We start from the raw sequence: 26,761 nt of genomic DNA, 5'->3' as shown, positions 1-26,761 counted from the left end.
GCTGGAAAATAGGAGAAAGTTTATGAATCGTTTAGCGATCGCGTTGACTATAGCGGCTACCTTATTATTCGTTCAAAGCTGCTCGTCATCATCGAATATTCAAAAAACAATGGCGAGTGGCACAACCGAGCATACCGAGCGTGCAGCAGCAGACACGAACCATGACGGACACGTAATGGAGCGTGTTACACAGGGAGAGAAGAAAACTGCTACCAAAGCTAAACTAATAGCTCCAGACAAGATCGCTCCTAATACCTCAGTTGGATTAGCGATTGAAATTCGAGACTCCAATGGAAACGCGATCGCCAATTTTGACACGTTCCAAGAAGAACTGATGCACTTGATTATGGTCAGCGACGATCTACAGTCGTTCGCACACTTACATCCTGTCTACAAAAGCAATGGACGCTTTGAGGTGGAAGCTCGTTTTCCAAAACCTGGAAGCTATACGTTCTTCAGCGACTACAAACCGACGGGACAACAGGAACGAGTTTCAGTGCTGAAAACAAGAGTTTCTGGAGATCGCCCACCTGCTGTAAAAATGGACGTGAATCGCACGAAAACGTTTGCCGATACAAAAGTTAATTTAGAACTTTCTCAAGCAACAGTTAAAGCAGGTGAAGAAGTCACTTTGATGTTCGATCTACAGGATGCAGCCAACGACAAGCCGATTGCAGATTTGCAACCTTACTTAGGAGAGAAGGGACATTTGGTTATCCTGAGACAGTCATCCCCTCTAACATTGAACGATTACGTCCACGCTCATGCACTAAAAGATACACCTTCTGGACAAGTGCATTTTGCTACTCGTTTTCCTCGATCGGGACAGTACAAGCTTTGGGGCCAATTTAACCGCAATGGCAAAGTCGTCACGGCTGATTTTTGGGTGAATGTTGTAGAGAGTTCGAGCTAATTATGAATCGTAGCTGTCGCTATCATCATTCCCCAGACGACATTAAAGTGGAATCTGGTAGCACGGCGGATGCCAAAGCCTGCCATTTCCAGCAAGTGATGAAACTCTGCTTCGGTGTAACATTGCTGGTAAGCTGGGTCAGAAAATTTCAACACCAAGTCGCAGAGCTGACACAGCAGATAATCTTTGCACCAATCGAGAATTACTACCCTACCGTTAGGCTTCAAAACCCGCTTCATCTCCACCAATGCTGCCACAGGATCTTCAAAATAGTGGAAAGAACTGGCAGATACAACTAAGTCAAAGCTATTGTCGCAAAATGGTAGTGCCGATGCAGGTGCAGTATGGAAGGAAACGTTTGGGTAAGCGTGAAGTTTTTGGCGGGCGATCGCCAGCATCTTTTCGGAAATGTCTACTCCAACGATCTCTTGTGTTGGCTCCTGGGTCAGTACCAGCCGTTCAAATTCCCCCGTGCCACAGGCAATATCCAGCACTTTGTCCTGGGAAGAAATCTGCGTCCAGTTCTGGAGAAATGACAGCGTGTTGGTAATATAACTGCTCCAGCGTCGATCGTACTTCGTTGCCACTTGATCGTATTGTTCGCGAACTGTGGTTTTAGTCATATGGATTTTGGATGTTTGTTGAACGACCGATCGCCAAAAGAGTTGCGGAAAATCTCCATACAACTTCAAGCTCTTTTGGTTACCCCACACCTCCAATTTCAATTTAGAGGTTGACCTACGCCAATAGCTTGCAGTTGCTCTCGATTTGGTTTACCAGTCAAAGCCAGTTTTCCATCGATCGCCAGCGCGGGAACTGCCTGAACCCCGTATTGCTGTGCTTTCTCCAGGTAAGTTAGATGTGTCTGTCCCTCCCGCAGGTCATATATCAATACCTCACAACTAGGACAACTTAGTTCTCGCACCAGCCGAACTGTTTCATTGCAAAGAGGACAGTCCGCTACAAAGATCTCAATTTGACGTTTCGCCATGATATTCATCCAGTATGTAGTCATGATTTTCTACTGCTAATATTCTGGACTCTCCACTGGGCTTGAGAGTCAAGTATAAAGACAATTTTCTTTACAGCAAAACGAAATATTACCTATTCTGAGCTAGATTTTTCCGAACTCCTATTAGAGATTTAGTTCGCTGGGTAGTGAATGCTCAGCTACTTCCTCAATTAGACTGCAAAGCTCTTGGCTACAAGGATCGTCTAGGGGCTTGTCAGCCCAACGACTTCGATACGCCTCAAGCTGTGACTTTAGTGCCTTCATGCGGTATAGTTGCTCCTCAAGCTGAGCAATTTTTTGATTCAATAAGTTTCGGACAAGGGGACAGGCAGCACTTCCTCGATTCCGTACACCCAGGACTTGCTGAATTTCGGTTAGGGAAAACTGTAAGGATTGCGCTTTTTTGATAAATTGCACCCGCTTGATAGCATGACTTGTGTAGTAGCGGTAGCCACTTTCACTTCTTTTGGCTGGTTCTATCAGCCCTAAAGATTCGTAATATCGAATGGTTGCCACAGCCACATTTGTTTTTTCTGCCAGTTCTCCAATCTTGAGAAGTTTATTTGGCAAGACATCTCCACAAGTTTTGTTGGCAGCAGCCATAGTAAATATCGGGTAATCTACTTTGAATAACTCCAGTTTAAAGTCTAAAGTTAACTGTAGAGTCAAGACTTACACTTATATTGCCTAGTTTTGTTGGAAATAGCTATCCAAAACACTCTTGAAAGCCTAACAAATGACGATGAGCGATCGCGGGGAAGGACTAAAGGCACTAGAATAATCCACGCTTAGTAGAGCTAGCGAACTAATGCTAATACTCGATACAGCAAGCATTGGCACTCCATAGAAGTTGTAGTAAGCTCAACTTCATATACAAGGTAAAGCAAAAAGGCGAATAAAAACAGCTTAGTTTCTGGTGCAGCCCGAATTAGTTTCTGGTGCAGCCCGAATTCGGGCTGCCTACTTAGATGCAGGCTTGTTTGTCACAGTTTTTGGTGCTATTGCTCGATTAAATGAAGTCTTGTTAAAACAAGTATAACAAGACTTGACTCTCAAGTTGACTTGAGAGTTTAGCCTAAATTTAGTTCAAAAGGAATCGATTGAGCAACAGAATCATAACAGTTAATAATGAACATGAATACACGCATTCAAATAGCCATCAGTTCTGCTGTAGCTGGTCTAGCACTACTAGGTTTGTCTGCTGTTCCAGCATTTGCACGCAACCACGATCGCTTAGTGATACCTTCCGCATCTGGAACAGCCCCAACTCAAGCACAGTCATTGCCAAATGAAACACAGATGAACCAAATGAAGGTGGAGAAGATGCAGCAGATGAACCAAATGATGGAGCGATGCAACTCCATGATGAGCATGATGCAGAACATGATGGGTAGTGACAATATGCCAGGAATGATGAATAACCAGAACAACCGTCCTGGGCAGAACATGATGAACCGCACGCCCAGACAGTAAACTTCGAGTTCTGTTCTCGGTCGCAAGGAATAGCTAGCTCAACTGAGGGAACGTCAGCAAAAGTTGCAACAGCAATAAAAAGTTATTGCAAAGCAGACTAATGCTTTGGAACAGAATAAACAGCGCTGAGTTCGATTTCATTGAAATAGCTAGATTACTGTAGGGGCGGGTTTACCAGAAATGTTCATATATAGAAGAACTCGGTAAACCCGCTTTACGGTATTTACTGGCGATTGACGGACATGATATGACTTTTAAAAGAGATCGTCCCAGATCGAGCCTAAACAAATTTAATTGATGAGAGTATTGTTTGCTCCCTAACCAGGCAAGAATAAATTTTGGATTTGGCTAAGTTGAAGAAATAGAGCTTAATTGAATTCAAGCTACGTTGTGACATGAGCGAACCAGAATCTCGCCTACCCGCAGCCAAGATTCCATAGAAAAATAAAGTAAATGAGTCAGCCAGATTGGAAAAGCCAAAAATCTAAAGCAACTGGGAGCGCTACAGCATTAAAATACGCTCTGCCCATTGCTGCTTTTGTTTTGTTAGTTGGTGGCATGAGTCTATGGTTTGCTCGCTCTAACCAGCAACCTGCTGATAGCCCGATAGTCGATCGGGTACAGCTACCTGCTGCTAATCAAGAACAGGGAGCAACTTCATCTAATGCAGCTGTCACACTCACCCCTGCTCCTGAAAACTGGCGAGAGACGACTCATATACATGGATTAGCAGTCAATCCAGTTAATCCAGCGGTCGCCTATATTGCTACCCATCATGGACTGCTTCAGCGTTCCGAAACTGGGCAGTGGTTTTGGATGGGTAAACAACGGGCTGACTACATGGGCTTTACCGCTGACCCCACCAACCCCAACCGCTTTTACTCCAGCGGTCACCCACCAACAGGCGGTAATTTAGGTTTTCAAATCAGTAACAACCAAGGGCAAGACTGGAAACAAATTTCGCTGCCAGGAGTTGATTTTCACGCTTTGGCGATCGCGCCGAGCAATCCAAATATCTTTTATGGCTGGCCCGCTTCTGGAGCGCAGGGATTGCATGTTTCAACGGATGGCGGTAAAACTTGGACTCAGCCGCGCATGGTTGGGCTAGGGGATGCTCCCTTTAGCCTGGCGGTCGATCCGCAAAATTCCGATCGCGTGTTTGCCACAACTCGCTCGGGTTTGTATGAAAGTACAGACAGTGGCAATAACTGGACGTTAGTCCCGAACACCCAGAATGCACCCGTAGTAGGTTTCACCCTATTGAAACAGGGAAACAGCAGTGTGACGATTGGATATCGCGTACTCAAATCCGCACCTGGCCTGTATCGCAGTACTGATAATGGCAAGACATGGCAGCCATTGGGGTCTGGAACGAACGGGACGATATTATACTTGGCGATCGCCCCCAGCAATCCACAAGTTCTTTATGCAGTAAATGAAAACAATGCTGTCTTTCAATCGCTCAATGGTGGCAAAACTTGGAAAGAGTTGGAATGACGAAGCGCAGACAAAACAGATGATGAGTTCTGTTCAATCGTCAAAACATTGCAGTCCTGAGAATAATACTCCTTTGTCTGCTGGTGGCTTTTCCGGTTTGAACTCAATAGTTTTATGGTTAATCTATTTACGCTAAAGGAATTTGGGCAAACAAGCAATTGCATGGGCTTCTGGGGTTCATTAATTTACATTGCATTACTTACCTTGTCTGTTGTCATTAGCCCAATTCCTGGTACGCCGTTTGCAGTTGCGACTGAAGTTTCATGGGACGAAATTCAAATGGCACTTGTAGTACGATCGGTGAGTTTTTAGGAATGTTTATTTGGCTTACTACCTAGAATTTAGATTAGGGCAAGCGGAGATCGAAATCCTTACCGAAAAAACAATTTACTTTTTCAAGCATCGAGGCGGCGATAGAGTTTCTTTAACCGAGTAGTTAGCTCTCCATACCTGACTTCACTATTGAACGACTGTCTCAAGAACTTACTTAAATTATCGTATGTCAAATCGTCAAAACGCCATTTATTCCTTTCGTTGGCTGGATTCACCTGAATGGAATGTGAGTATATTCTCATTTTTGCTGTCTTTCTTCTGGGAAATTCAGCAAATGCCGTTTTATCAAATTCCCTCCGAACTTTCCTACTTCGACATAACTAGCAATTGCACTCTCGCTACAGTCGGGGATGTTGGCATTTCACTGACTTCCTTTTGGGTAGTTGCAGCTATATCAAAATCGCGTCAATGGGTTCATCAACCAATCCGCTGGCAAATCGGCATTTTTACACTTGTAGGAGTTGCGATTACAGTTATTTTTGAAGCCCTAGCGACTGGATCGCTTGGTGTATGGGCATATGCCGATTCCATGCCAACACTTCCAATTTTCGGTACTGGACTATTGCCACTATTGATGTGGATGCTGATACCGCCCTTGACAATTTGGTTCGTCAAGCGCCAACTCTCTCATGTCAGATATAGAAACTTGAAACCAATGTAATGGAAGACTCTACCGAGCGATTTCTCAACGATAAATTGGCTTGTGCATTGCTCTAGGATCGCCGACGAGCAGCTTTTATCCGTTGTAAAGTAGTTTGACCTTCTAAAGTTTTGATTTGCTAGAGTTTTGATTTGCTAGTTTTGAGATAGATTCTAATTGGTCGGTTTGACAGTAATGCGTTAGCCAAGTAGCGTGAATTAGGGATGAAGGGCATCATCGATGACTATTCCCCTGTTATTAACAAAATTTCACGTCCCATCCGTTCGCTCTGACCTGGTGCAGCGCGATCGCCTGCTCAAACGGTTAGATCGGGATATGGAAGGGAAGTTAATCCTGATCTCGGCTCCGGCTGGCTCTGGTAAAACTACCATACTGAGCGAGTGGTTGCGTCAAACCAAATTTTCTAGCAGTTGGTTATCGCTAGATGAAGGGGATAACGATCCGATCCGCTTCTGGACTTATTTTGTTGCAGCTTTGCAGCAATCCCATCCCGACATTGGAGAGGCGACGCTCTCCATGCTGCGATCGCTCGAATCTCCATCGTTCGAGTCTTTCCTCATCCCGCTGATTAACGAAATCACCAGGTTTTCGGATAACCAGATTTTAGTTTTGGACGATTTTCACGCGATCGCGGCTCGTCCAATTCATGAGGGAATGACTTTTTTACTCGAACACCTACCACCCCAACTGCACTTGGCGATCGCTTCTCGCGTCGATCCACCCCTACCACTAGCACGATGGCGCGTTCGCAACCAGTTGACGCAACTGGGAGCAGCAGACTTATGCTTCACCCTAGCAGAAACGACTGCATTCATCAACCGATCGATGCAACTGCCTTTATCTCAGGAGCAAGTAGCGGCGATTCAGGCACGGACGGAGGGATGGATTGCGGGATTGCAATTGGCGGCGCTATCAATGCGCGATGTCAAGGACATTTCGGCATTTATTGCCTCGTTAACCGGAGATCGGCATTACATTTTGGACTATCTAGTTGAAGAGGTGCTGGAGCGTCAACCCAAGCCCCTCCAGGCGTTTCTCCTGCGGACTTCGATTCTGGAGCAGATGTGCGAAGATCTTTGTCAAGCAGTGGTGGGAAGCACTCGCACAGAGACCTTAGCACAGCTAGAACACCGCAACTTATTTGTCGTGCCGCTGGACGACAATCGACAGTGGTATCGATATCACCACCTGTTTCGCCAACTGCTTTTGGATCGCTTGCAACGGATAGAACCGGAGCAGGTGAGCGAGTATCATCGTCGGGCGCGAGAGTGGTACGAACAGCATGGATTTGTCACCGAAACAATTAGCCACGCGATCGCCGCAGGCGATCTCTCCCAGGCAGCAGAGGCGATCGAGCGGGAAGCTAGGCTAAGCAATCCACGGGTCGAGCCTGCCAGGTTATTAACATTTCTAGAGGCACTGCCCGACAATCTCATGTGGACGCGCCCGTGGTTGTTGCTATCTTATGCCTGGGCGCTCTATTCTACTGCTCAATTTCCCGCCGCAGTGCGGGCAGTTCGCTCTCTGGAATCGCTGCTGCAACAACAAAAACCCTCGGCAAATACCGAAAAGTTATGGGGGCTGGTGACTGCAATTAAGGGTATACAAGCGCGTCAACAGGGAGCAACGGCTGAATCAGTGACGCTCATGGAACGAGCTTTGCAGCAGTTGCCTCAAGACGATTCTTGGCTGCGGGCAGTCATTCTACTCAATCTCGGCGTGACTTACTTCGTTGCAGATAACTATGCAGCGGCTAAAAGCTTACTCTCAGAAGTGACTCAAATTGGTAAAAACAAAGGCATAGCAGATCCGGCGATCGCGGGATTGTATTTGCAGGCGCAGTTTCTTGCCTTACGCGGTCGGCTCGATGAGGCAACTACCCTGTGCCAGCAAGGAGTCGAGCTAGCTAGGGAACGCGGTTGGTTGTCTACCTATGCAGGTGTATTGGTACAGGTAGCAATCGGGGAATTGCTGCGAGAACAGGATCGACTAGAAGCAGCCGCACAACACCTGACCGAAAGCATCGATCGCGGTATTCAAACCCGACAGCCAGGTTTGATGATGGGTTACATTACCTTGGCTCGCGTGCGTCAGGCGCAAGGGGACACCCAAGCAGCAAGGGATGCAATTAAGGCAGCCCAAAAGTGTCAAGTTTGGTTGTGGTCAACGATTCTTTCGGTTCCGGCTTGTCAAGCAAGATTAGATTTAGCGCAGGGGAATTTGGATGCGGCGATCGCCTGGACGGAGGATAGCGGTCTAAGCGTGGATGGCGAATTGCGATACAGTAGACTTCTTGCAAAAGGATAGTGAGAGATGGCAAAAGTAGGTTAGAGGAGGAAATTCTATGACCTATGAGCGAGTCAAACATCTCAATCCTGCTGAATTTAAACGGCTATGCGGTGTGCGTCCTGAAACCTTTAACCAAATGGTAACAGTGATGCAACAAGCAAAGCAGCAGTTGAAACCAGGTAGACCCAGTAAACTGAGCTTAGAAGACCAAGTATTAATGACCCTAGAATACCTACGTGAGTACCGCACCTATTTTCATATTGCTCAAACTTGGGGCGTGTATGAGTCCACAGCCTACCGTATCATTCGCAATGTAGAAGATACTTTGATTCGGTCACGGAAATTCCGGCTACCAGGCAAGAAGAAACTGTTGGAACCGGAGCATGAAATTGAAATTGTGGTAGTGGATGTTACGGAAAGCCCAATCGAGCGCCCAAAAAAAACCAGAAACAGTTCTACAACGGCAAGAAAAAACGACATACATTTAAAGCACAAGTCGTAGTGAACCAATCAACGCAAGAAATTATTTGTACTGCTTACGCTAAAGGGAAAAAACATGATTTCCAGCTTTTCAAAACTAGTAAAATCAAATTCAAATCCGAAATTGAGTGTTTAGCTGACAAGGGATATCAAGGGATAAAACAGCTTCATGCTAACAGCCGTACGCCACAGAAAAAGCCAAGAGGTAGGCTGCTAAATTCTCAACAAAAGCAAAGGAATCGGCAGCTAGCTCAACAGCGAGTAGTTGGAGAACATGTTAATTGTCGGCTGAAGATATTTCGGATTTTGTCGGAGCGTTATCGTAATCGGCGGCGGCGATTTGGTCTACGATTTAATTTGATTGCTGGGTTGTACAATTATGAACTTAACCTACCACAATAACCTTTTGCAAGAGGTCTAGTTTTACTGACAAGTCTCCGGTCGGATCGGAACTAGATTACTTAACTTTAGCAAGAGTCCTAATCGCTCGTGGCAGATTGGCAGATGTAACTAAGCCCTACCTAGATGATGCTCTGCGACTGCTGGAGCGACTCCATGATTTTACCGCAGCAGGTGGACGTACAGCACGAGTGATGGAAGTGTTGATGCTGCAAGCTTTGGTTTGGTATATTCGTGGCGATAGGAAGCGATCGCTACATCTACTGCAACGATCGCTCGATCTTTCCCATACAGGAGACTATATTCGCCTATTCGTGGATGAAGGTCAGCCGATGGCAGAGTTGTTGCGCGATGCTGCTGCGGATGAGATGCATCTTCAATCGGTCAATCGCTTGTTAGCAGCCTTTGGTCAAGTTGAGAAGGCAGCTGCTAAAGTCCAGCCACTGATTGAGCCTTTGAGCGATCGCGAACTGGAGGTTTTGCAACACCTGGCTCAAGGTCTTTCCAATCGGGCGATCGCAGATCAACTTTTCGTCACCCTTGCCGCAATTAAATGGCACGCCCGCAATATCTACGGTAAGCTAGATGTCAGCAACCGTACTCAAGCAGTAGCGAAGGCAAGAGAATTAGGGATTTTGGTATAAGTCATAACACAAGATAATTTGGCAATGCGATCGCGATGTGCTGTATGGGCGATCGTGGTTTAAAACCAATGTTTGGATTGGTTGATGAGAGTTTTTTCTTACCGTCGTGTCGCTCTCATTGCAAAAAACACCGCTAGCATAGCGAATAATAACCAAATACTAACGATAACTGCTGCGGCTAACCAATTCGTCGGCTTTTGACGCTGTAGGCTTCGCGCCCGTTCGCGATATTCTGCCATCACATCTGCTGGAATCATCTTAATTGCCAGCGCAATACCGAGCGGAACCAGGATCAGATCGTCGAGATAGCCCAAAAGCGGAATCGGGTCGGGAATTAGATCGATTGGACTGAAGGCATAGCCTACGACGCACGCTATAAATATCTTGGCGTACCAAGGTACGCGAGGATCGCGATATGCCAGATACAACGCATACAGTTCTGCTTTGAGGTGCTTTGCTTGTTGCTTTAGCTTGTCAAGTCTTGTCATGTTTGTGGCTTACTTGAAGAGGGGAATAATCCAAGCAGCAGCAATACTAAACAGGACAATAGCTTCTAAGACTTTCAGCGTAGAAGCTGACTGCAACCAATTTGCGACTGCAACTAGTTGCAAATCGTTCCACCAGTTGAGGAAATGCCCCAACCACAGAGTAGGGCGATCTCGCTCGCGGTATTGCCAATTTAGCATTGATGTCAGTAACGATCTACCGCCAACCCTAACCACCATTAAGAGGTGAAGTGCGACGCATAACACAATCATTACCCACGAAATCAGATGAATGTAGTACCATGTGTGGTTCAGTTCTCCATTTGGCAACCACTTTTCGTCCATCATCTTGCCAGAGAAGAGAGCAAAAGTTAGTGCCAGAATCACAATTGTATTGGTTAACCGATGCAGCGTATACCACCAAATCGGTTTCCCGACTTGAATTAGCTTCTTAAGAGAATCTTGTTGAATCAGGCGTTGCTGTCCGCGATGAAAGGCATACAAAGCAAACAGAGGAAATAAAAGCAAAACATACAACCCAAAAGTACCATGAATGCTTTCAATTGCCTCAAATCGGGGTAAAGGAATACGTCCCCACCGTCCATCATAGGTATCATAAGTCCAGAAAGCCGTTCCAATTGCACATAAGACAAATAAGCCAATTAGTCCATGCAAAATCCGAAAAAGAAGTGGCTGATAAGGCTGAGATAATTTCATCAAATCTGCTAATAAAATTAATCAGAAACTATCCGTTAATAGAAGTTTCAGAAAATGTTTTTATCTTACCAAAATGATAGTAAGTCGAAACGATAACGTAGTTCAATAAACTGAAATTTCAGTCATGTTGCTTATCCTCAACTTACGAAATTGGCGCACTCCGAATCTCGATCGCAGACAGCCAGTATACGGTAAGACAACATCATCAGTTGCCGTGATGTCTTATCGGTGTCTTACCATCAGTGTAGCCCCGTAGTCTATTGTAGGTGGCGATCTGCTTGGGTGAGAGTAGAGGAGTAATTTCTAGATGAGCTTGCAAATGTGTTTGGCGTAATTTACCGTACAGCATTGCCAGTGCTTCGGTTTGGGTTTGTAACGCCTGCTGTGCAATGGTTTTGTCAGCAAAAGCTATACTCAAACGCTGCTCCTGAGCTACAATCTCTTGTCCTAATCGCTTAGCTTCTACATTCATCTTTTCAAACGCGGCTTGCACTTGCTGAGTTTGCTTGGCAGAGAGATTAAGTTGCCCTTTGAGATCGAGGACGTGCCTTGGTCCAGGATAGTCATTCAGCTCAGCCATCCGTGCAAACCCCGCACCACGCCCATTCAACAGATCGTCAACTTCTCGCGTACTTAACCCGCGAATCGGACTAGATAATTCATCAACATACGGCGATCTAGGTGTTTGGCTCGCAGCACTCATACGTGCAAAAATACCAGCGCCCGCAACTGGAAGTAATAGCAAAGAGCTGACGACAAGTATAAATCTTGTTTGCATGACACCCCCTCAGTAGTTGAGCAAAAGACAAAACTCTGCCTAATAAACTATCCTCTTAACTATCCTTTTGGCTAGTAGGGTAACGGTAATGAGATCGCAACATGGGAATTAGAACGCTAAAGAGGATGAGAAATTATGAAAGCAATTGTGCGCCAGCACTTTGAAACAGAAATACGTCAGGCGCGGGCTGCCGTTGAAACTGGAAATTTTGAAACTGCATGGACGGCATTGCAACGATCGCACATTCTCGGTCAAGCTTATCCTTTACCGCACGCGATCGCTCATTGGGAAATGCTGAAATTAGCATGGAGACAAAGAGATATGAAGGAAATAGCTGGTCAATTAATCCCAACTGTGTTGGCTATTCCTCTCACTTTATTGTTTGGACGCAAGCGATATCTTCGAGATGGTAGAGTTAATATCAGTGACTCCGAGCGAATGTCTATTCCAAACGATTTATTGCAAATATTAGAGCAATAAATCTGAATAATAAATCCGAGTAGGGGCGCTATAATAGCCCCTTTTCTTTGAGGTTGCGATCGGCAAAACTATCCTGGCGATCGTCCTCTAACTATCCATTTGACTAGCGATCTATTGCTACTACAGAGCGACATTGAAGCTGAAGTAGCAGTTAGGAATTCGAGCGATGGAATGGACGGTTGGGTACTGGCAAATCTGGATTGGGCGAGTTTATCCTACCACCGAGCAACTGACTCGGATGTATAATACAGCGGCTCCACGCTGGCATCGTCATCTCAAATGGCTGGGTTATAGCCGTGCCTACGCGAAATTGTTCCAATCTTTGCAACACTCAGGTGTAATGGCGCATTTACATGATGGCTCGACTGTATGCGATTGTGGCATTGGTACTGCTGATTTCAGTCTGGCTCTAGCTAAAACCGTGAGTCCCAAATTACACGTTACAGGCGTGGACATCTCCCCAGAGATGTTGGCAAAGGCAAACCAGTTATTAGTGCGCTCAGGCGTAGATTGCCAATTTTACCAAAGCGATGTCAATAACCTCCCATTTGATGACAACGCCTTTGACTTAGTTCTGAGCGCCCATATGCTAGAACACCTGCCAAAACCCAATAGAGGACTCCAAGAAATGGTTAGGGTGTTGCGTCCAAAAGCACCGCTCGTCCTCACCGTCACTCGTCCAGGTTTACTGGGGTGGTGCATTCAATGGCATTGGGGTAATGGTTGTATTAGTCCCAAGCAGCTAACTCATTTGATGGCTGAAGCAGGATTGTCCGATATTCGTTGCTATCCGTTTACTTTTGGGTTATCGCGTTGGACGAGTATTGCTGGTGTGGGATTCAAAAAGTCGTAACTACGCAGAAAATGAAATAGTCTTCAATTAGCGGAATCACCTTTTCCCTCTGGAGCTAGCCGAGAATTGCCCGATTCATTTCTCTGCCAGTTATTCAGCACATCCTTAACTAAAAGCTCCTTTACCCAAACCTGAGTTACAACTAGTAGCCGTAGAGCCAGCAGCAAACCTAAGAAACCAAAGAAGCTGGCAAAAACGACTTGGGATGCCAGGGTGATTGCTGGTAGTAACGAAACCTGTTTCTGCATCACTATAGGTGTCAGCACGTTGCTCTCAATCTGTTGAATTGCAACATACAGTCCCAGCACAGCCAACGCTTTCCAAGGTGCATCCAGTAAAGCTAATGCCATTGGTGGGATAACGCTCAGGGTGGGACCGAGATTGGGGATAAATGTTAACAGACCTGCAAGAATGGCATTGGCAAAAGATAGAGGGACTTGCAAAAGTAACAAACCAATCCAGCTCAAGGCAGCAATGACAAACATATTAAACAGGATGCCTGTAACCCAGCCTCCCAAAGCAAATTCGCACTGTTGGAGAATGTCTTCGACGCGGCGGCGGTAGAAGGAAGGAAATAGCAGGATAAAGCCCTGGCGATAGGGCGCTGGATTGGCTAGGAGCATGATAGTTAAAACTAGCACCAGCAATGAGTTGAGAATAATTCCCAGTGAATTAGAAAACAGAGTGAAGAAATTACCAAATAGGCGAGTTGCAAAAGATTGCAGTTGTTGAGTAAATCCTCTCAAGCCGCGTAGATCTTCTACCACTTGCTCTGGAATTAGATCTTGCAACCAGGTTGCCCAACCGCGTAACTGTTCTATCCCTTGAGGTACGCGATCGACCAATTGTTGCAGTTGCTCGACAAAAGGCGGCACGACGACCACAAAAAAGCCAACGAGGAGGGCAAGTAACAACGTTATCGAGAGGGCGATCGCGATTCCTCGTCTTAGGTGAAGTCGCTGCAACAGCCGCACGAGTCGGTCGATCGCTGTTGCTAACACTACAGATGTAAATATCAGCAAGACGACTAGCCGGATTTGCCACAAGATATACAGAGAGACAATAAAAACGACTACGCCAATCGATTGTCCTAAACTCACAACCTAACTTCTTTTTGGTGTTGCTTCTGCTGGGAAAAAGACTCTCAGTTTGTCTGTACGATGTGGTTAGACTATTCAATTGGCTTAGATCAATTCATCCTTATTAGGAATTAAATTGTTACTTTTAGCATCGATTTTTCTTTCGCTTTAGCAGAAAAAAGAGTAACGCAAATAATTTTTCTCTAAACAAATGATGTTTTAGAGAAGGCGATTGCCGAGTGGTAGCAATTAATTTCTAGTATTTATCTTTTTCAGCAAACTTAGTGTTGTTTCAAAAGCAGGATGCTTTGAGTCTATCTGTTGATGCCAGTTAAGCTAACGACAGCAATAACTTCCTACCTCTATCTAAAGGATTAATTCGTATATCTTTTGCTAGCGATCGTTCAGCAAATGTGTCAGTCAATAATCCTTCACATACAGATTTTTAACAAGCATTATGATCGATAGCTTAGTTCTGAGACAGTTCTTGCCACTAAATTGATAAAGGAACGACCATGAACGCCAAATTTCTTCAGCAGACTTCTGTAGTCTTAGGTCTTGCTACTTTAACTGTAGTAGCAAGTGGACTGTCTGCTCAAGCTCAAACTCAACCTACTTACCCATCAACTCAACCGACATATCCACCTACCGAGCCGTCAGCGCCGACCAACCAACCAAACTATCCATCAACAGAACCATCGGCTCCCACAACCGAGCCTACTTACCCAACTACTGAACCATCGGCTCCTACTACGACACCGGAAACGACACCCGCTCAACCTCCGCGTGGAGATGTCGAACCAGGTCGAGCCACTCGTGGCGGTTCTAGCTATATCGGCATCGGCGGTAATATCGGTTTAGGTGGTGGTGAAACAGCTTTAGGTTTGGGCAACTTTACAGTTCTCAGTAAAGTAGGATTGACCAATGCTATCTCCGCTCGTCCATCAGTAGTCATTGGTGATAGCACTGCGATTCTGATTCCAGTCACTTATGACTTCAATTTACAGCCTACCGGAGCAGAAACAGAAGAAATATCTGCTTTCTCTCCTTACGTTGGAGGTGGCTTAGCAATTGCTACGGGCAACAACAGCGATGTCGGTCCAATGTTAACAGCAGGTGTTGACGTACCCGTAGCCAGACAAATTACAGCCAACGCTGGCGTAAATGTGGGTTTCTTTGACGATACCAGCGTCGGATTAGCGATTGGTGTTGGCTACAACTTTGCTGGATTCTAGGTTCGGAGTTCGCCAGCAGAAACTAGAATAAGTATGACATTCAGAATCCTGAATTTAGAATTCTGAATGTCGTACGCGATCGCCAATCCCGATAATTATCATGCTTGGAATCCTCATTACCTGGTTAGTCACAACCATTAGCTTTTTAATTATTGCGCGGCTACCACTGGGAGTAGAAATTGACAGTTTTGGCAAAGCAGCAGTTTCCGCCGCAGTTTTTGGAGTATTAAACGCTCTGTTGCGACCGATCTTAGGGTTTTTTACCTTTCCCTTGATTCTTTTAACCTTGGGTCTATTCCTGTTTGTCTTGAATGCAATTATTTTTGGTCTAGCCGCTGCTCTCGTCACTGGATTTCGGCTACGTTGGGGAATTTGGAGTGCCTTACTCGGCTCCATTGCTTTGAGCCTGATTAACTCTGTTCTTTTCAATCTGCTAGCAACATTGAGACTGTGAGTTTGAGTATTCTGAGTCGCAGCAAGGGGATAAAAGTTAGCAAATTAGCATGACTATTTCTGACTCAAGCGTGACGACAATTGTGGAGCTACGCTTTATTTTTTGAAAAGAAGAATGGATTTGTCATGCCCAAAAACAGGAGAGCGATCGCGAGCCGTCAACACAAGCTGGCACGAACTGCCGCGAGTTGGTTACTGCTGTTTGCTATCCTGACGACAACATTTATTCCCAGTTGGGTAGGAGCGCAAGACGAGCGAGTAACTGTACGCCTAGATGGTCGCTCGGTGTTTCGCGTCAGTGCAGTAGAGAATAACGACGCTCAGGCGCGGGCGCGGCAAATCGAGCGACGGATGAATAGGTTGCTAGAGAATCCAGAGGCGATCGCCGCACCTCGAATCGAGACAACCAGAACAAATCGGGCTGAGCGCGTCATCACAATTGCTGGAGTACCTGTAGTCACAGTCACCCCAGCCGATGCTCAGGATAACTTAACGACTGTTGACGCTCTAGCGACTCAATGGTCGCAAGCAATTAATGCTGCTCTGAAGCGAGCGAGTGGGCGGCGGTTTTCCCCTTGGGGACGATTTGTGGCAGAAGTTCAGGCATCGGTTGCTACTGCCTTTGGGCGATTGCTGGAATCTGCGATCGCGATCGTGCCGCGTGCGATCGCATCTTTGTTAGTAATTGGCTTATTTTGGGCGATCGCCACCACTGTCCGCTGGTTGATGCGAATTATCTTCCGTCATATTGTGGAAGATTTAACTGTAGAGAACCTGATTAAGCAGGTTGCATACTACGCTGTTTGGACTTTAGGTGTAATTGTGGCGCTGGATGCCTTTGGTTTTGACCCGCGTACCGTTGCTACTGGGTTAGGGTTAACTGGACTTGCCTTGGGTTTTGCGCTCAAAGATATCCTGTCTAATTTCGTCAGCGGGATTTTAATTTTGATTCTGCGCCCGTTTGAGTTAGGCGACCAGATCGTCGTGGGTGAAACTGAGGGAAATGTCGAGCGGATCGAATTGCGGGCAACTCAGTTACGTACCTATGACGGGCGCGTGGTTCTCGTTCCCAATGCAGAAGTATTTACTTCTCTGATTATCAACAATACAGCTGCTCCCGTCCGCCGCAGCAGCGTGGAATTATTTATCGGCTACGATAGCGACTTACAAAAAGTTGTGAATGCTGTCACAGATGCAGCCCAGAGTGCTGCGGGAGTGCTGGCAGAACCAAGAGTTTCCGTGCGGATACGAGAGCTAGGACAGGATGATGTTGTAGTTGAAGTGCGCTTTTGGACTGACTCGCGACGTTCTGATTTCGTGGCTACGACTTCAGCAGTCAGAATTGCGATCGTCGGTGCTTTGAAACAAGCAGGGATTGGGTTGCCCGATCCCGATGTCCGCATTCTCGTACCACGCCATGTTGACAGCTGGCAGGCTGCATTAGGTGTGGGAAATTCTAGCAAATCTCAAAACAGTCAGAGGTAAAAGTGCTAACTCAATCGCTGTCTCTTGTTATGCTAAATGTAAACGCTCGATCGCCAACGACGAATTCAAGTCCGATTTTAATTCAATCTACATCGTATTTTCCTTGCTTGGCATGGTTTTAATTGGAACTAACCTATTTAGCAGGAAATGCTCTTTTACGAATCTGAGGTTGTTCTCTAGCTGTGGAGCCAATTCATGAACAACATTATTCACAGAGCGATCGCCATCCTGGGAATAGCTACTGCCTTGGGCGGACTGACTCCCGCCGTTCGTGCAGCATCTACTGTAAAACCCAGTCTACCTTCATCGCCGTCTGCACCTGTGACAAACGCTCAGGACTTGTTTAATCGGGGGGTGGAGAAGACCGAACGAGGAGACTTGCAAGGCGCGATTGAAGACTTCGATGGAGTCGTGCGGCTGAATCCCAGTTTTATTGAAGCTTACTGCAACCGAGGTTTCGTCCGTGCCGAACTCGGAAATTACAAAGCAGCAATGGCAGACTTTAACTCGGCACTGCGAATCGATCCCCGTCACGCCGATGCTTACAATAAGCGGGGAACGGTATTAGCCCAAAAGGGCAATTTTTCCGCAGCGATCGCCGACTTTAACGCGGCTTTACGATACGATTCCCATCACGCCGATGCTTACTACAATCGAGGACTGGCACATTCAGGGCTAGGAAATGCCCCAGCCGCGATCGCCGATTACGACCGAGCAATTCAACTCCAACCTGAAATGGCTGAGGCATATGGCAACCGAGGTACTGTCCGCTATCATTTGGGAGATAGAGCGGGAGCGATCGCCGATTTACAGCAAGCTGCGCGGATTTTTTCCGCTCAAGGAAATGAACCTGCTCACCAACAAGCGTTGACTTTTCTGCAAACAATGCAACAGTCGCCAACTGCCAAACCTCCCGTGCAGCCGTAAATCCTGAAGGAAAGGTAGAGATACAAAGTTTTTCTCCTACAGCTTTAGCCAGCCTAGAAAGGTTTGCAGCAGCAGCCAAACGTTTAGGCTGACAATAATCGTAGCGACAGACCAAGCCAAGACTTTCAGCCATCGAGGATTGACGAATTCTCCCATGCGGCGGCGATCGCTGGTAAACATGACCAATGGAATCACCGCAAACGATAACTGTAAGCTCAAAATTACTTGACTGAAAACGAGTAGGTTTCCCGTACTGCGTTCGCCAAAAAAGATAATTGCAATTAAGGCTGGCACGATTGCAATCAGCCTGGTAGCTAAACGACGCAACCAAGGTGGTAGACGCAGATGCAAAAAGCCTTCCATCACGATCTGTCCTGCCAGAGTTGCAGTTAGCGTGGAACTTTGCCCAGAAGCAAGTAAGGCAAGACCAAAAATCGCACTAGCGGCACTAACTCCTAGCAAAGGAGATAGTAATTTATAAGCATCTTGAATTTCTGCCACATCTCGATAACCAGAAAAATGAAATGTTGCCGCAGAAACAATCAAAATTGCTGAATTAATAAATAGTGCTAACGATAAAGCTACAGTCGAATCAATTGTGCCAAACTTAATCGCTTCCCATCGCTTCTCGACCGTTGGTTGCCAATCGCGAGTTTGCACGATCGAGGAGTGCAAATACAAGTTATGTGGCATTACTGTTGCTCCCAGAATCCCCATAGCGATGTAGAGCATCTCTGGATTCTGTAAAATCTCCGGCTTGGGTACGTACCCTAACAATATTCCTCCCACGTCAGGGCGAGAAAAGAGAATTTCTAAGGCGAAACAAATTCCTACTGTCGCCACCAGCATAATTACCAAAGCTTCTACGGGAGATGTTGTAAAATTGTTGATATGCTAACCTTCACTTAGGCAAATAGTAGGATCAACTGTATAGAGAGTAACCATGATTACACAAGTATTGCATTGCCCTTACTGTCAGGGAGTAGATATTGTGAAGAATGGTAAGACTCGCGGCTGGAAAGCAACGTTACCAATGTCGAGAACAACCTTGTGACGGTCGAACATTTATTTTAGATTATGCAAACCCCAGGTCAATCCAAAAGAGTAAAAGAACAGATAGTAGACATGGCACTGAATGGAAGTGGTATTCGAGATACAGCACGAGTATTGCATGTGAGTACCAGCACTGTCATCAAGGAATTAAAAAAAAGAGACAGCAATTACAACAAGTGAATCTCTCAGTATTAAAGCAATTGAATTCTGAAATAGTTACAGTTAATATCTGTCTGGTCAAACTAGACGAAGCAGAATCGAAGCGTGAATCTGAGTTGGATGAGATGTGGAGTTTTATCGGAAATAAAGCTAAACAAAGGTGGTTGTGGCACGCAGCGCGACCACGCAACTGGAAAAGTTCTAGCCTACGTATTTGGCACTCGTAAAGACGAAGCCTTTCTACAACTAAAAGCACTACTATCTCCCTTCGGTATTAGCCGTTTTTACACAGATGATTGGGGAGCATACGAACGTCACTTAGACGCATCGAAGCATGAAGTTGGTAAACATAATACACAAAAGATAGAAAACAAGCATTTAAATTTAAGAACAAGAATTAAACGTTTAGCAAAGGATTTCGATTTGTTTTTCTAAGACAATTTTGATGCACGATTTGGTAATTGGAATGTTCATTAACCGATATGAATTTGGCTTATTAATTTAAACTGTGTCAACATCTCTACAACACCTCCTTCCAGTTATTCACCTCTAAGTAGGAAATGTTAGTAGGATTGAGTAGTTTAAAATCCGAGAACAGGAATAGTGAAGATGAAAGAAAAATGAAATGAAGATGATAAAAATATGAAATGGAGTCGAAAAATATTGCGAGTCATATTTAGTATTTTCAGTAAATTTTCTCTTGTTTGTAACTCATTTGTTGTAATACCAATTTAATGTGAGGCTACATAGAACAGTGCTGCCAAAATAAAGTTGTAGGATGAAACCGACATCACTTGTTCCAACGTCAGTCGAGCGAACAGTTCTTGAACTCGTGACCGCAACGCTTGCAAGGAGGGAAATAGCTGATTTTTCAGCGGTTGTTTGAGCAATTGCCAGAACCGTTCAATCGGGTTGAGTTCGGGACTATGGGCAGGTTGCACTAAAGGAATAATATTCTCTGGCCATTGAATTGCCGCCGCCATATGAGCGGGAGCCCGATCGATCTGCAAAATCGCCCAATCCTCCCCTAGCTGTTGAGAGAGCCAATCCAAAAACTCCTGAAAACACTCGCCATTGAGTTTGGGATACTCGTGCAAGAAATGATCCCCACTCAAAGGAGCAATCGCTCCATAAATCCAGAAATTCTCTCGATCCCATTGCACCTCCAGCTTGGGCTTGACTCCAGAAGCCGTAATCACTTTGCCACTTTGAGTCTTTAATCCGACTCGGGTTTCATCCTGACAGAAATAGTGGCTCGCTTTCCCCTGTGCCAACAGACTCTCTAGAGCAATCAGCGCCGCACCAAGGTTTTTTTAAAAGTCTCAACCGCCTGCTCATTCTGCTGATGACTCTGCGGGCGAGGCTGTTTGAGTTTCGCCCCGAGCAAATACCGAACCGTGGCATAGACCGTGCCATACTCCACCGTCAGTCCATGTTTCTGCTTCAGCCATTCCACGATCGCTCCGTAACTGGAGAAGCCTGCTGGATTCTGCAACTGCTGTTGCAGCTCTGCGAGCACCTCCCCGTTGATTTTGCGTTCGTTCCCCCCTGCCTTACGGATTTGCAACAGTTCCTCCAGTCCACCACCGCGGTACTTTTGCAACCAGCGTGTCACCGTGGAAGTGTCACGTCCCAGTCGTTTACCGATTTCTTGTTGCTGCCTCACTTGCCCACTTTTGAGCCACCAGAGCATCTGGAGTTTTTCCTTGTGAATTGCCTCCCGCGCATGTTGGAGTCGTTTCTTCAGGTCTGCTTCACTCTCCCTAATTTCGATGATGAACGGGCGACTCATCGCTTGCTTGCCCCCTCAACTTTACAGCTCACATTATATGAGCCTTTACATTAAATTGGTATAAGATAAAATATGTTTGAAGGGGAGTAGCTGCTGGCAGTTGAATTGCCAGTTACCTGAATCAACATACTGGCAAATAGCCTGGTTCAGGAAATCAGTTTTTGATGCCTAGTTTAGTTAAAATTGCTAACTAAACTGGAAAGGCAAAAGATTAAAAGCGAGACCTTCACCCAGTTCACCCTTATTGTGAGCTTGGTGAAGCGTCCGTGCGTTCATCAAGCTCGCTCAAAAATCGCAACGTATTTAACGTATTTGAGGGGTTTGAGAGAGTGCCAACTGCTTTTACTGCTAGCTTGTTACTGATTACAATCTCCGAATTGGGCGATAAGACCTTTTTTATCGCTGTCGTGATGTCTATGCGCCATTCCCGCCGTTTAGTGCTTGCAGGCGTAGTGGCAGCACTTGCCGCCATGACAGTCCTATCGGTGATGTTAGGTACTGCGATCGCTTTCTTGCCCAAAGCATACATCCACTATGCTGAAATTGCTTTGTTTGTTTGCTTCGGAGTCAAGTTGCTGGTCGATGGGTGGAAAATGCCCACTACAGCCCAAAGTTCAGTTGTCGATGAGGCAAAGACAGCCGTAGAGCAGAGCGAACTGAACCTGAAACAGCACAAAAGCAACTGGGCAGTCATCTTCGAGAGTTTCATTCTGACGTTTCTAGCCGAGTGGGGCGATCGCACCCAGATTGCTACAATTGCACTTTCTGCCTCGAACAATGCTTTAGGCGTAACGGTAGGAGCGATCCTTGGACACGCCATCTGCGCCCTAATTGCTGTTATCGGCGGTAAAATGATTGCGGGGCGGATTTCAGAACAGACAATTACTGCTGTCGGGGGAGTACTGTTCTTACTCTTTGCTGCTGTTGCTTGGTGGGAGGGAGTTTAGCCCTAAAGGGAGACCTGTTGTAATATAAAGCCCAAGACAAAACCCAAATAAGATACACCTGTTGCCAGAGTAACCGCTTTGCTCCTGCCAAATAATTCTGTAAACATCGCCATCATCACAACTGAGTTGATGCCAGTTGCTAGTCCGAGGGCAATGGGAAGATAAATTGGTAAGTTTTGAATGCTTGCCCAAACTATTCCAGCTAATGCTACAGATGAAGGCACGATCTGAGCAGCTAGTAATGCTTTTACCAAATAATTTTTGTGGAGAGTGGAAAACCTTCTTTGCCTTAGATTAGCAAGATTCCAATAGTTAATTAAAATGGCTAAAGCCCAAACCCAGCGACTAGCGCCAACAACAGCAAAATGAAATCCCAGCAGTCCGTAAAGTACGAGAGTTAATAAACCAAGGCTCCAAACTTTATTAGGAGAAAATAAGCGATCGGTTAGCTCAAGCCTTGAGATAGTCCGAGCGGTAACTGGTAAGTGTTTTGCCGTTGAGATAGATGAATTCTTTTGGCTGTCTTCCCAGTAAATTAGCTGGGCGAGGACGATCTGTGCGATCGCAGCTAATCCCCCAATTAATGTTGTTATTTGTGGCGGAGGCATTGACGATAAACCTGGTAATAGGAATAAATTTACATTAGCTTTTTGGAAAGCAAGCTGCTTCTAAATTGGGATAAACTTACAGCTAATCCAGAAAAGTTTTTAACAGAAGCCAAACATTTAAGCTAGCGATAATGGTAGCAACTGACTAGTACTTATACCACGATCGAGAGTAGAAAAACGTCAGTCGATCCAGTGGCTGAATGGCGTGCAATTAGTTTCACAAATGTAGCAAGCCACTTCTAACCCAGCTTCACCAAAATACTTTGGTCTTCAGCTTTGGCTGGGTAACCAGTTAAATTCCTAGCAGCCGGACCTCTAATTACCTTGCCACTAGGGTCAAACTTAGATCCATGACAGGGACAAACAAACTTACTATTATCCTTCTGCCATTCCACCTTGCAACCAGCATGAGGACAAGTAGGATTGAGAGCCACCAACACTCCTGGTTGCGAAGGGTGACGAATCGCTATGACCGGAGTAGAATCCACCTGCACTTGAATTGTGCCGGGAAATTGCTCTAACTCAGCCACAGTGCCAATTGCTTGAAAGCCGTCAGGTCGAGGTCTAGATTCAAGCCGCTTAAATTGACTCGTGCAAGCAGCGATCGCCACGGGTAACACGCTGGCTAGCCAACCCAACCCCATCCAGGTAAGAAAACTTCGGCGCTTCATAATTAGAAATTGACGAATAATGCTGTTGTATACATAACCGCCAGTCCCAAACTGAATCCGGCGAAGCTAACTCTAGAAAGCCACGTTCCGCCCGTTTTGCGTGCTGTCCGTGCCAAGTACGAGCTAACTTCCACCATAACTTGCACAATGGCTCCCGCCCCAATTCCTAGAAACAGTGCTGCCCAAAGGGGAGAGAAGGCAAAGGCTCCCATCCACGTTCCTAAAACTGCGGGTAGACCGGCTAAGGCAGTTAATCCAAGAAAAGTCGTAAATTTGGGTCGCAACTCGACTAATGGTGCGGCAATGCCAATGCCTTCAGTAATGTTATGCAAGGTAAACCCGACAACCAGCAACGAGCCAAGCGCTGCTTCACCGATGGCAAAAGCAGCACCAATCGCTAACCCTTCCCCCAAATTGTGCAGACCAATGCTAAAAGCCAAGTAAGTAGCCAAAGCAGTTCCTTCCGGTGCCTTGCTACCGCGCCTGCCTATAGTAAAAATGGCTAGGAAAGAAGCAGCTGTAACCAACCAAACTAAGGCGCTGCCTGAAAAGGCGCTAGCTGCTTTACTGGCTAGTTCCAGCCCTTCTTCGATTGTATCCACTAGCAGAAAAGCTAGCATCCCGATTGTCAAAGCCAATAAGAACTTAATCCCCTGCCCACCCAAAGCTTTTAGGGATGGATAAAATAGCATTCCTAGTCCCACAGGCACGATGCCTACATACAAACCAAGTAGGGCGTATGCCAAAACACGGCTGAGAGAAAATTGCGGTGTTGGCACAGCTACCGCAATTTCGTGTTCAAAGCTCAGTCCCGTGTTGGTAATCAATTTGATGTGATGGGTTTCGTCTTGAACCCAAGGATAAGGCAAGTTAATCCAAGCTGTTGCCAATCTAGACAGCGTTCCTGGTGGATTTTGGCTGAACTCCCAGTAAGCTCCATCTACCTGAATTTGGGCGATCTGCATCGGTTCGGAACCGCCAGCCCTTACCAATAGGGAGATGCCTTGCTTGTCCAACACCGTCCGTTCCACAGTCAAATTTTCGATTGGAGGGGCTGAAACTCCCAAGGGACCGAGGGGATTGATTGTCAGAAAGATCCCAATCACAGCTGCCAGTAGTACCAGCGGCAGAATTGCCCACAACCATGCTCTTTTCATGCCACCACCTCAAAAGCGCTCATCCAACCCAGTTCCAAGAATTCTGACTGGTGGGCGTGGAACATATAAGTTCCTGGCTCAAAATCTTGGAACGAGAACTCCAAAATCCCTCGTTGTGCTTGCACCATCATCACGGTATCGATGGTACGTTGGGTTGGTGTTAGGGTTGTGCCGTGGTCGTAGAAGTCGAAAAAGTTGGCGTGTAGATGGAAGGAGTTGAGCGGATCGAATTCAATCACATTCACTAAGTAAACCCGCACCGGGCGATCGCGTTCGATGCGGATGGGTCGTTTCATAAATTCGTGGGGAATGGTATTGATGGCGTAGAATTCGTTTTCCTCATCAAAGTTAGTATCGAAGGCGTTCATCACCATGAGGAATTCTTGCCAATTGGCATTTTCTGGGCTACCTAGAAGTCGGGAGGAAGCAACTTTTTCGGCTTCTGGATGGCGTTTTGGATCGGGATCGATAATGAAAGCGCCATAGAGTCCTTTATGCAAATGCCGCTTGAACGGCACTGAGTGACAGTGGTACAGGTGGCAACCAAAGGGTTTAGCGTCAAACTCGTAGACCACTTCTTGTCCAGCTTTGGCTTCGAGAGTACCAGGAACTCCATCCATTCGGGCAGAGTGGATGCCGTGAAAATGGATGGTATGGGGGTGAGTGCCGCGATTGGAGAAGCGAATCCGCAGGCGATCGCCTTCCGTTACCCGCAGAGTTGGTCCTGGAACGCGTCCGTTATAAGTCCAAGCTGGATAGAAAACCTTGGGAGCAATTTCAATTAACCGTTCTTCGACAAAAATTTCATATTCCCGCAGTGTTCGACCGTCGGGCAGTTTTGAAACTTTACCCCTATCCCAGTCTGTTAACATTTCACGGGGATTAAAGCCGTTGCGGGCATCATCGACATCACCTACAGTCAGACTACCGCCGTGTTTAGAAACTGAATGCTCTACAGCCGTGTCACTATGAGCGGCATAGGCAGGAGACTCAACTTTCTGTGCTTCGGCAGAGGCAGTTGTTGGCAAGAGCTTGCTAAAAAAAGTTCCGGCACTGAGAAATCCCGCTCCTAAGAGCGATCGCCGAGTCAGATGAGGTTTCATGCTTGAAACCCTCCTGTTTTGATTAAGGTTTCAGGGGAATATCGCGCGCTTGTTGTGAAGGTGCAGTCAAATTTAGCTATCCCAGCAATGTCCGTGTCCCATTTACCAAGGTTCGTATCTCCTACAGAAACGAGATACCCTGGTCTTGCATAGGCAAACAGCTTGCGCCAAAAACCACTACTCTGAGGAATTTTGATCCTTCGGCGAACTTCAGGCAGACTGGAGCGATTTTCTGACGTAACCATTCATTTAACCAACGATTATTTTCATATTCTTCTCATATTTTCCGCTCTTTTTGCCAAAAATATCAGCCTCTAGGCGCATACATCATCACCAATACGCCCAAAAGCATCAGCCATGCACCGAAGTAGTCGAATTTATCTGGAGCAGTCCCGTCCACCTGCCATCCCCAGAACAGCGAGAGAACTACGAACACACCACCGTATGCGGCATAGACGCGACCAAAGCTAGCTGGCTGTAGCGTGGGAATGACACCATAAACAGCTAGTAGCAATGCCCCAGCGATGGCAAACCAGAGACTTCTGCCTTGGCGCAGCCACAACCAAATCAAATATCCGCCGCCAATTTCGCACAATCCGGCTAACACAAAGTAAATTGCAGATTTAATAATTTCCATGAAGAATTAACAAATGTAAAACTGTTGCTAATAGGTTAGTGCAACTGCACAAACTGCGATAAAGTCTGAGTTATAAGTCGGTTCTGGTGGGAAGCAGCCACTAGAGGTAACGGGGAAAGTTTGGTGCAAGTCCAACGCTGTCCCGCAACTGTGAAGGAGTATCCCACTCGTACTCCCAGCCAGGATGCCCGCCGAGACTTTTCATTCCTTTAACTCATCTGCGAGGTACACGATGACGGCTCGTTCAATTGCTTCTGTTCGATCTCAAGCAGCACGCTTCACTCTGTCAGTTCCCGTGCAGGCGACGCTCTACATCTCGCTTTGCGCTCTGTCGCTTTGGACGATTTACTTCACTACCTATCCAGCAGCTCACGACAAAGTGCATTCTCTGCGTCATCATACTTGGCTTGTGAGTTGTCACTAGGGACAACGCTAAGGAAA

At 46.2% G+C, this 26,761-nt stretch carries 35 protein-coding genes, 1 pseudogene and 1 riboswitch; of the genes and pseudogenes, 20 read left to right on the top strand and 16 right to left on the bottom strand.

Annotated features, from left to right (window positions below; all coding sequences use genetic code 11):
* Positions 1-22: 22 nt before the first annotated feature.
* On the top strand, positions 23-913 hold the full coding sequence (locus M5J74_RS30520) for a hypothetical protein (protein WP_250017300.1): 891 nt from the start codon (positions 23-25) through the stop codon (positions 911-913).
* Here the strand turns inward: M5J74_RS30520 and M5J74_RS30515 are convergent.
* From M5J74_RS30515 to M5J74_RS30505, 3 genes are all read right to left on the bottom strand, one after another.
* Positions 910-1,536: a class I SAM-dependent methyltransferase gene (locus tag M5J74_RS30515; protein ID WP_250017299.1), complete on the bottom strand. Its 627-nt coding sequence runs from the start codon at positions 1,534-1,536 to the stop codon at positions 910-912. The two genes, M5J74_RS30520 and M5J74_RS30515, sit on opposite strands and share 4 nt — an antisense overlap.
* A gap of 98 nt (positions 1,537-1,634) precedes the next feature.
* Positions 1,635-1,904 carry a thioredoxin family protein gene (locus tag M5J74_RS30510; RefSeq protein WP_250017658.1) on the bottom strand — a complete coding sequence of 90 codons (270 nt, stop codon included), beginning with the start codon at positions 1,902-1,904 and terminating at the stop codon, positions 1,635-1,637.
* 144 nt (positions 1,905-2,048) lie between these two features.
* Positions 2,049-2,528, bottom strand: coding sequence for a heavy metal-responsive transcriptional regulator (locus M5J74_RS30505; RefSeq protein WP_250017298.1), 480 nt, complete (start codon positions 2,526-2,528; stop codon positions 2,049-2,051).
* Positions 2,529-2,841: 313 nt separating this feature from the next.
* Between M5J74_RS30505 and M5J74_RS33020 the strand changes: the two genes are divergently transcribed.
* The 8 genes from M5J74_RS33020 (at position 2,842) to M5J74_RS33015 (ending at position 9,701) form a co-directional block, all read left to right on the top strand.
* Positions 2,842-2,964, top strand: coding sequence for a hypothetical protein (locus M5J74_RS33020; RefSeq protein ID WP_256498802.1), 123 nt, complete (start codon positions 2,842-2,844; stop codon positions 2,962-2,964).
* An 89-nt stretch (positions 2,965-3,053) separates the two neighbouring features.
* The gene (locus M5J74_RS30500; protein WP_250017296.1) at positions 3,054-3,398 is read left to right on the top strand and encodes a hypothetical protein; all 345 of its coding nucleotides are present in this window, start codon (positions 3,054-3,056) and stop codon (positions 3,396-3,398) included.
* Between the two features lie 453 nt (positions 3,399-3,851).
* Entirely contained in the window at positions 3,852-4,895 is a 1,044-nt protein-coding gene (locus M5J74_RS30495; protein WP_250017294.1) for a F510_1955 family glycosylhydrolase, read from the top strand.
* 114 nt (positions 4,896-5,009) lie between these two features.
* A complete protein-coding gene (locus M5J74_RS30490) occupies positions 5,010-5,207 on the top strand; it encodes a hypothetical protein (RefSeq protein WP_250017293.1) in 198 nt (65 codons plus the stop codon).
* Between the two features lie 187 nt (positions 5,208-5,394).
* Positions 5,395-5,889, top strand: a complete 495-nt coding sequence (locus M5J74_RS30485) for a hypothetical protein (protein ID WP_250017292.1) — start codon at positions 5,395-5,397, stop codon at positions 5,887-5,889.
* 219 nt (positions 5,890-6,108) lie between these two features.
* Positions 6,109-8,196, top strand: coding sequence for a LuxR family transcriptional regulator (locus tag M5J74_RS30480; protein ID WP_250017291.1), 2,088 nt, complete (start codon positions 6,109-6,111; stop codon positions 8,194-8,196).
* Between the two features lie 37 nt (positions 8,197-8,233).
* A protein-coding gene (locus tag M5J74_RS30475; RefSeq protein WP_250017290.1) for an IS5 family transposase occupies positions 8,234-9,060 on the top strand; the annotation gives its coding sequence in 2 pieces (ribosomal slippage) (positions 8,234-8,621 and positions 8,621-9,060; 828 coding nt in all).
* Positions 9,057-9,701 (top strand): response regulator transcription factor, encoded by a 645-nt coding sequence (locus tag M5J74_RS33015; RefSeq protein WP_256498806.1) that lies wholly within the window; start codon positions 9,057-9,059, stop codon positions 9,699-9,701. Before M5J74_RS30475 ends, M5J74_RS33015 begins: the two co-directional genes overlap by 4 nt.
* Positions 9,702-9,799: 98 nt before the next feature.
* Here M5J74_RS33015 and M5J74_RS30455 read toward each other — a convergent pair whose 3' ends face one another.
* The 3 genes from M5J74_RS30455 to M5J74_RS30445 form a co-directional block, all read right to left on the bottom strand.
* Positions 9,800-10,189 carry a YkvA family protein gene (locus M5J74_RS30455; RefSeq protein ID WP_250017289.1) on the bottom strand — a complete coding sequence of 130 codons (390 nt, stop codon included), beginning with the start codon at positions 10,187-10,189 and terminating at the stop codon, positions 9,800-9,802.
* A 9-nt stretch (positions 10,190-10,198) separates the two neighbouring features.
* A complete protein-coding gene (locus M5J74_RS30450) occupies positions 10,199-10,903 on the bottom strand; it encodes a cytochrome b/b6 domain-containing protein (RefSeq protein ID WP_250017288.1) in 705 nt (234 codons plus the stop codon).
* Positions 10,904-11,108: 205 nt separating this feature from the next.
* A complete protein-coding gene (locus tag M5J74_RS30445) occupies positions 11,109-11,681 on the bottom strand; it encodes a hypothetical protein (protein WP_250017287.1) in 573 nt (190 codons plus the stop codon).
* Positions 11,682-11,816: 135 nt separating this feature from the next.
* Here M5J74_RS30445 and M5J74_RS30440 point away from each other — a divergent pair, with 135 nt between their 5' ends.
* Positions 11,817-12,161: a DUF3703 domain-containing protein gene (locus M5J74_RS30440; protein ID WP_250017286.1), complete on the top strand. Its 345-nt coding sequence runs from the start codon at positions 11,817-11,819 to the stop codon at positions 12,159-12,161.
* A 166-nt stretch (positions 12,162-12,327) separates the two neighbouring features.
* Positions 12,328-13,014 (top strand): class I SAM-dependent methyltransferase, encoded by a 687-nt coding sequence (locus M5J74_RS30435; protein ID WP_250017285.1) that lies wholly within the window; start codon positions 12,328-12,330, stop codon positions 13,012-13,014.
* A 23-nt stretch (positions 13,015-13,037) separates the two neighbouring features.
* Here M5J74_RS30435 and M5J74_RS30430 read toward each other — a convergent pair whose 3' ends face one another.
* Positions 13,038-14,114: an AI-2E family transporter gene (locus tag M5J74_RS30430; RefSeq protein WP_250017283.1), complete on the bottom strand. Its 1,077-nt coding sequence runs from the start codon at positions 14,112-14,114 to the stop codon at positions 13,038-13,040.
* Positions 14,115-14,608: 494 nt separating this feature from the next.
* Here M5J74_RS30430 and M5J74_RS30425 point away from each other — a divergent pair, with 494 nt between their 5' ends.
* The 4 genes from M5J74_RS30425 to M5J74_RS30410 all read left to right on the top strand — a co-directional run bounded on the left by M5J74_RS30425 (position 14,609) and on the right by M5J74_RS30410 (position 18,193).
* A complete protein-coding gene (locus M5J74_RS30425) occupies positions 14,609-15,328 on the top strand; it encodes a hypothetical protein (RefSeq protein WP_250017281.1) in 720 nt (239 codons plus the stop codon).
* Positions 15,329-15,428: 100 nt separating this feature from the next.
* Complete coding sequence (locus M5J74_RS30420; protein WP_106545196.1) at positions 15,429-15,782, top strand: phage holin family protein; 354 nt, start codon at positions 15,429-15,431, stop codon at positions 15,780-15,782.
* Between the two features lie 125 nt (positions 15,783-15,907).
* Entirely contained in the window at positions 15,908-17,266 is a 1,359-nt protein-coding gene (locus M5J74_RS30415; protein ID WP_250017280.1) for a mechanosensitive ion channel family protein, read from the top strand.
* Positions 17,267-17,461: 195 nt separating this feature from the next.
* Complete coding sequence (locus M5J74_RS30410; protein ID WP_250017278.1) at positions 17,462-18,193, top strand: tetratricopeptide repeat protein; 732 nt, start codon at positions 17,462-17,464, stop codon at positions 18,191-18,193.
* Positions 18,194-18,229: 36 nt separating this feature from the next.
* On the opposite strand, the pseudogene M5J74_RS30405 reads toward M5J74_RS30410, so the two are convergent.
* Positions 18,230-19,060 (bottom strand): annotated as a pseudogene (locus M5J74_RS30405) (divalent metal cation transporter); the annotation flags it as partial.
* A 210-nt stretch (positions 19,061-19,270) separates the two neighbouring features.
* Here M5J74_RS30405 and M5J74_RS30400 point away from each other — a divergent pair.
* The 3 genes from M5J74_RS30400 to M5J74_RS30395 are packed head-to-tail and all read left to right on the top strand — an operon-like array spanning position 19,271 to position 19,840.
* Entirely contained in the window at positions 19,271-19,426 is a 156-nt protein-coding gene (locus M5J74_RS30400; RefSeq protein WP_371934108.1) for an IS1-like element transposase, read from the top strand.
* Positions 19,360-19,632, top strand: a complete 273-nt coding sequence (locus M5J74_RS33755; protein ID WP_371934116.1) for an IS1 family transposase — start codon at positions 19,360-19,362, stop codon at positions 19,630-19,632. Before M5J74_RS30400 ends, M5J74_RS33755 begins: the two co-directional genes overlap by 67 nt.
* Positions 19,517-19,840 carry an IS1 family transposase gene (locus M5J74_RS30395; RefSeq protein ID WP_371934115.1) on the top strand — a complete coding sequence of 108 codons (324 nt, stop codon included), beginning with the start codon at positions 19,517-19,519 and terminating at the stop codon, positions 19,838-19,840. The genes M5J74_RS33755 and M5J74_RS30395 overlap by 116 nt, the downstream gene beginning before the upstream one ends.
* 296 nt (positions 19,841-20,136) lie before the next feature.
* Here the strand turns inward: M5J74_RS30395 and M5J74_RS30390 are convergent, their stop codons facing one another.
* Together M5J74_RS30390 and M5J74_RS30385 are read right to left on the bottom strand one after the other, a co-directional pair.
* A complete protein-coding gene (locus tag M5J74_RS30390; protein WP_250017276.1) occupies positions 20,137-20,679 on the bottom strand; it encodes an IS630 family transposase in 543 nt (180 codons plus the stop codon).
* Between the two features lie 17 nt (positions 20,680-20,696).
* Entirely contained in the window at positions 20,697-21,197 is a 501-nt protein-coding gene (locus tag M5J74_RS30385) for a helix-turn-helix domain-containing protein (protein WP_250017275.1), read from the bottom strand.
* A 329-nt stretch (positions 21,198-21,526) separates the two neighbouring features.
* Here M5J74_RS30385 and M5J74_RS30380 point away from each other — a divergent pair, with 329 nt between their 5' ends.
* Entirely contained in the window at positions 21,527-22,144 is a 618-nt protein-coding gene (locus M5J74_RS30380) for a TMEM165/GDT1 family protein (RefSeq protein WP_250017657.1), read from the top strand.
* A 2-nt stretch (positions 22,145-22,146) separates the two neighbouring features.
* On the opposite strand, the gene M5J74_RS30375 is transcribed toward M5J74_RS30380, so the two are convergent.
* The 6 genes from M5J74_RS30375 to M5J74_RS30350 form a co-directional block, all read right to left on the bottom strand.
* A complete protein-coding gene (locus tag M5J74_RS30375) occupies positions 22,147-22,752 on the bottom strand; it encodes a hypothetical protein (protein WP_250017274.1) in 606 nt (201 codons plus the stop codon).
* A 239-nt stretch (positions 22,753-22,991) separates the two neighbouring features.
* Positions 22,992-23,423 (bottom strand): ubiquinol-cytochrome c reductase iron-sulfur subunit, encoded by a 432-nt coding sequence (locus M5J74_RS30370; protein ID WP_250017273.1) that lies wholly within the window; start codon positions 23,421-23,423, stop codon positions 22,992-22,994.
* Between the two features lie 2 nt (positions 23,424-23,425).
* Positions 23,426-24,580, bottom strand: a complete 1,155-nt coding sequence (locus tag M5J74_RS30365) for a ZIP family metal transporter (RefSeq protein ID WP_250017272.1) — start codon at positions 24,578-24,580, stop codon at positions 23,426-23,428.
* Positions 24,577-25,683, bottom strand: coding sequence for a multicopper oxidase domain-containing protein (locus M5J74_RS30360; protein WP_250017271.1), 1,107 nt, complete (start codon positions 25,681-25,683; stop codon positions 24,577-24,579). Before M5J74_RS30360 ends, M5J74_RS30365 begins: the two co-directional genes overlap by 4 nt.
* Positions 25,680-25,928 carry a hypothetical protein gene (locus M5J74_RS30355; RefSeq protein ID WP_250017270.1) on the bottom strand — a complete coding sequence of 83 codons (249 nt, stop codon included), beginning with the start codon at positions 25,926-25,928 and terminating at the stop codon, positions 25,680-25,682. Before M5J74_RS30355 ends, M5J74_RS30360 begins: the two co-directional genes overlap by 4 nt.
* A 62-nt stretch (positions 25,929-25,990) precedes the next feature.
* Positions 25,991-26,320: a YnfA family protein gene (locus M5J74_RS30350; protein WP_250017269.1), complete on the bottom strand. Its 330-nt coding sequence runs from the start codon at positions 26,318-26,320 to the stop codon at positions 25,991-25,993.
* A gap of 61 nt (positions 26,321-26,381) precedes the next feature.
* A riboswitch (cobalamin riboswitch) is annotated at positions 26,382-26,531 on the top strand.
* Between the two features lie 21 nt (positions 26,532-26,552).
* Between M5J74_RS30350 and M5J74_RS30345 the strand changes: the two genes are divergently transcribed.
* Entirely contained in the window at positions 26,553-26,744 is a 192-nt protein-coding gene (locus tag M5J74_RS30345) for a hypothetical protein (RefSeq protein WP_250017267.1), read from the top strand.
* Positions 26,745-26,761 lie beyond the last annotated feature (17 nt).

The organism is Chroococcidiopsis sp. CCNUC1 (genome assembly GCF_023546805.1).
In the GTDB taxonomy this organism is placed as follows: domain Bacteria; phylum Cyanobacteriota; class Cyanobacteriia; order Cyanobacteriales; family Chroococcidiopsidaceae; genus Chroococcidiopsis; species Chroococcidiopsis thermalis.
This window is presented reverse-complemented; position numbering and strand designations above follow the sequence as displayed.

Coding starts and splice junctions, on each gene's coding strand:
- M5J74_RS30350 (WP_250017269.1), bottom strand. CDS start 26,320: ATGGAAATTATTAAATCTGCAATTTACTTTGTGTTAGCCGGATTGTGC.
- M5J74_RS30355 (WP_250017270.1), bottom strand. CDS start 25,928: ATGGTTACGTCAGAAAATCGCTCCAGTCTGCCTGAAGTTCGCCGAAGG.
- M5J74_RS30480 (WP_250017291.1), top strand. CDS start 6,109: ATGACTATTCCCCTGTTATTAACAAAATTTCACGTCCCATCCGTTCGC.
- M5J74_RS30490 (WP_250017293.1), top strand. CDS start 5,010: ATGGTTAATCTATTTACGCTAAAGGAATTTGGGCAAACAAGCAATTGC.
- M5J74_RS30520 (WP_250017300.1), top strand. CDS start 23: ATGAATCGTTTAGCGATCGCGTTGACTATAGCGGCTACCTTATTATTC.
- M5J74_RS30485 (WP_250017292.1), top strand. CDS start 5,395: ATGTCAAATCGTCAAAACGCCATTTATTCCTTTCGTTGGCTGGATTCA.
- M5J74_RS30410 (WP_250017278.1), top strand. CDS start 17,462: ATGAACAACATTATTCACAGAGCGATCGCCATCCTGGGAATAGCTACT.
- M5J74_RS30375 (WP_250017274.1), bottom strand. CDS start 22,752: ATGCCTCCGCCACAAATAACAACATTAATTGGGGGATTAGCTGCGATC.
- M5J74_RS30445 (WP_250017287.1), bottom strand. CDS start 11,681: ATGCAAACAAGATTTATACTTGTCGTCAGCTCTTTGCTATTACTTCCA.
- M5J74_RS30360 (WP_250017271.1), bottom strand. CDS start 25,683: ATGAAACCTCATCTGACTCGGCGATCGCTCTTAGGAGCGGGATTTCTC.
- M5J74_RS30420 (WP_106545196.1), top strand. CDS start 15,429: ATGCTTGGAATCCTCATTACCTGGTTAGTCACAACCATTAGCTTTTTA.
- M5J74_RS30440 (WP_250017286.1), top strand. CDS start 11,817: ATGAAAGCAATTGTGCGCCAGCACTTTGAAACAGAAATACGTCAGGCG.
- M5J74_RS30500 (WP_250017296.1), top strand. CDS start 3,054: ATGAACATGAATACACGCATTCAAATAGCCATCAGTTCTGCTGTAGCT.
- M5J74_RS30495 (WP_250017294.1), top strand. CDS start 3,852: ATGAGTCAGCCAGATTGGAAAAGCCAAAAATCTAAAGCAACTGGGAGC.
- M5J74_RS30450 (WP_250017288.1), bottom strand. CDS start 10,903: ATGAAATTATCTCAGCCTTATCAGCCACTTCTTTTTCGGATTTTGCAT.
- M5J74_RS30455 (WP_250017289.1), bottom strand. CDS start 10,189: ATGACAAGACTTGACAAGCTAAAGCAACAAGCAAAGCACCTCAAAGCA.
- M5J74_RS30515 (WP_250017299.1), bottom strand. CDS start 1,536: ATGACTAAAACCACAGTTCGCGAACAATACGATCAAGTGGCAACGAAG.
- M5J74_RS30505 (WP_250017298.1), bottom strand. CDS start 2,528: ATGGCTGCTGCCAACAAAACTTGTGGAGATGTCTTGCCAAATAAACTT.
- M5J74_RS30435 (WP_250017285.1), top strand. CDS start 12,328: ATGGAATGGACGGTTGGGTACTGGCAAATCTGGATTGGGCGAGTTTAT.
- M5J74_RS30415 (WP_250017280.1), top strand. CDS start 15,908: ATGCCCAAAAACAGGAGAGCGATCGCGAGCCGTCAACACAAGCTGGCA.
- M5J74_RS30510 (WP_250017658.1), bottom strand. CDS start 1,904: ATGGCGAAACGTCAAATTGAGATCTTTGTAGCGGACTGTCCTCTTTGC.
- M5J74_RS30370 (WP_250017273.1), bottom strand. CDS start 23,423: ATGAAGCGCCGAAGTTTTCTTACCTGGATGGGGTTGGGTTGGCTAGCC.
- M5J74_RS30345 (WP_250017267.1), top strand. CDS start 26,553: ATGACGGCTCGTTCAATTGCTTCTGTTCGATCTCAAGCAGCACGCTTC.
- M5J74_RS30400 (WP_371934108.1), top strand. CDS start 19,271: ATGCAAACCCCAGGTCAATCCAAAAGAGTAAAAGAACAGATAGTAGAC.
- M5J74_RS30425 (WP_250017281.1), top strand. CDS start 14,609: ATGAACGCCAAATTTCTTCAGCAGACTTCTGTAGTCTTAGGTCTTGCT.
- M5J74_RS30365 (WP_250017272.1), bottom strand. CDS start 24,580: ATGAAAAGAGCATGGTTGTGGGCAATTCTGCCGCTGGTACTACTGGCA.
- M5J74_RS30385 (WP_250017275.1), bottom strand. CDS start 21,197: ATGAGTCGCCCGTTCATCATCGAAATTAGGGAGAGTGAAGCAGACCTG.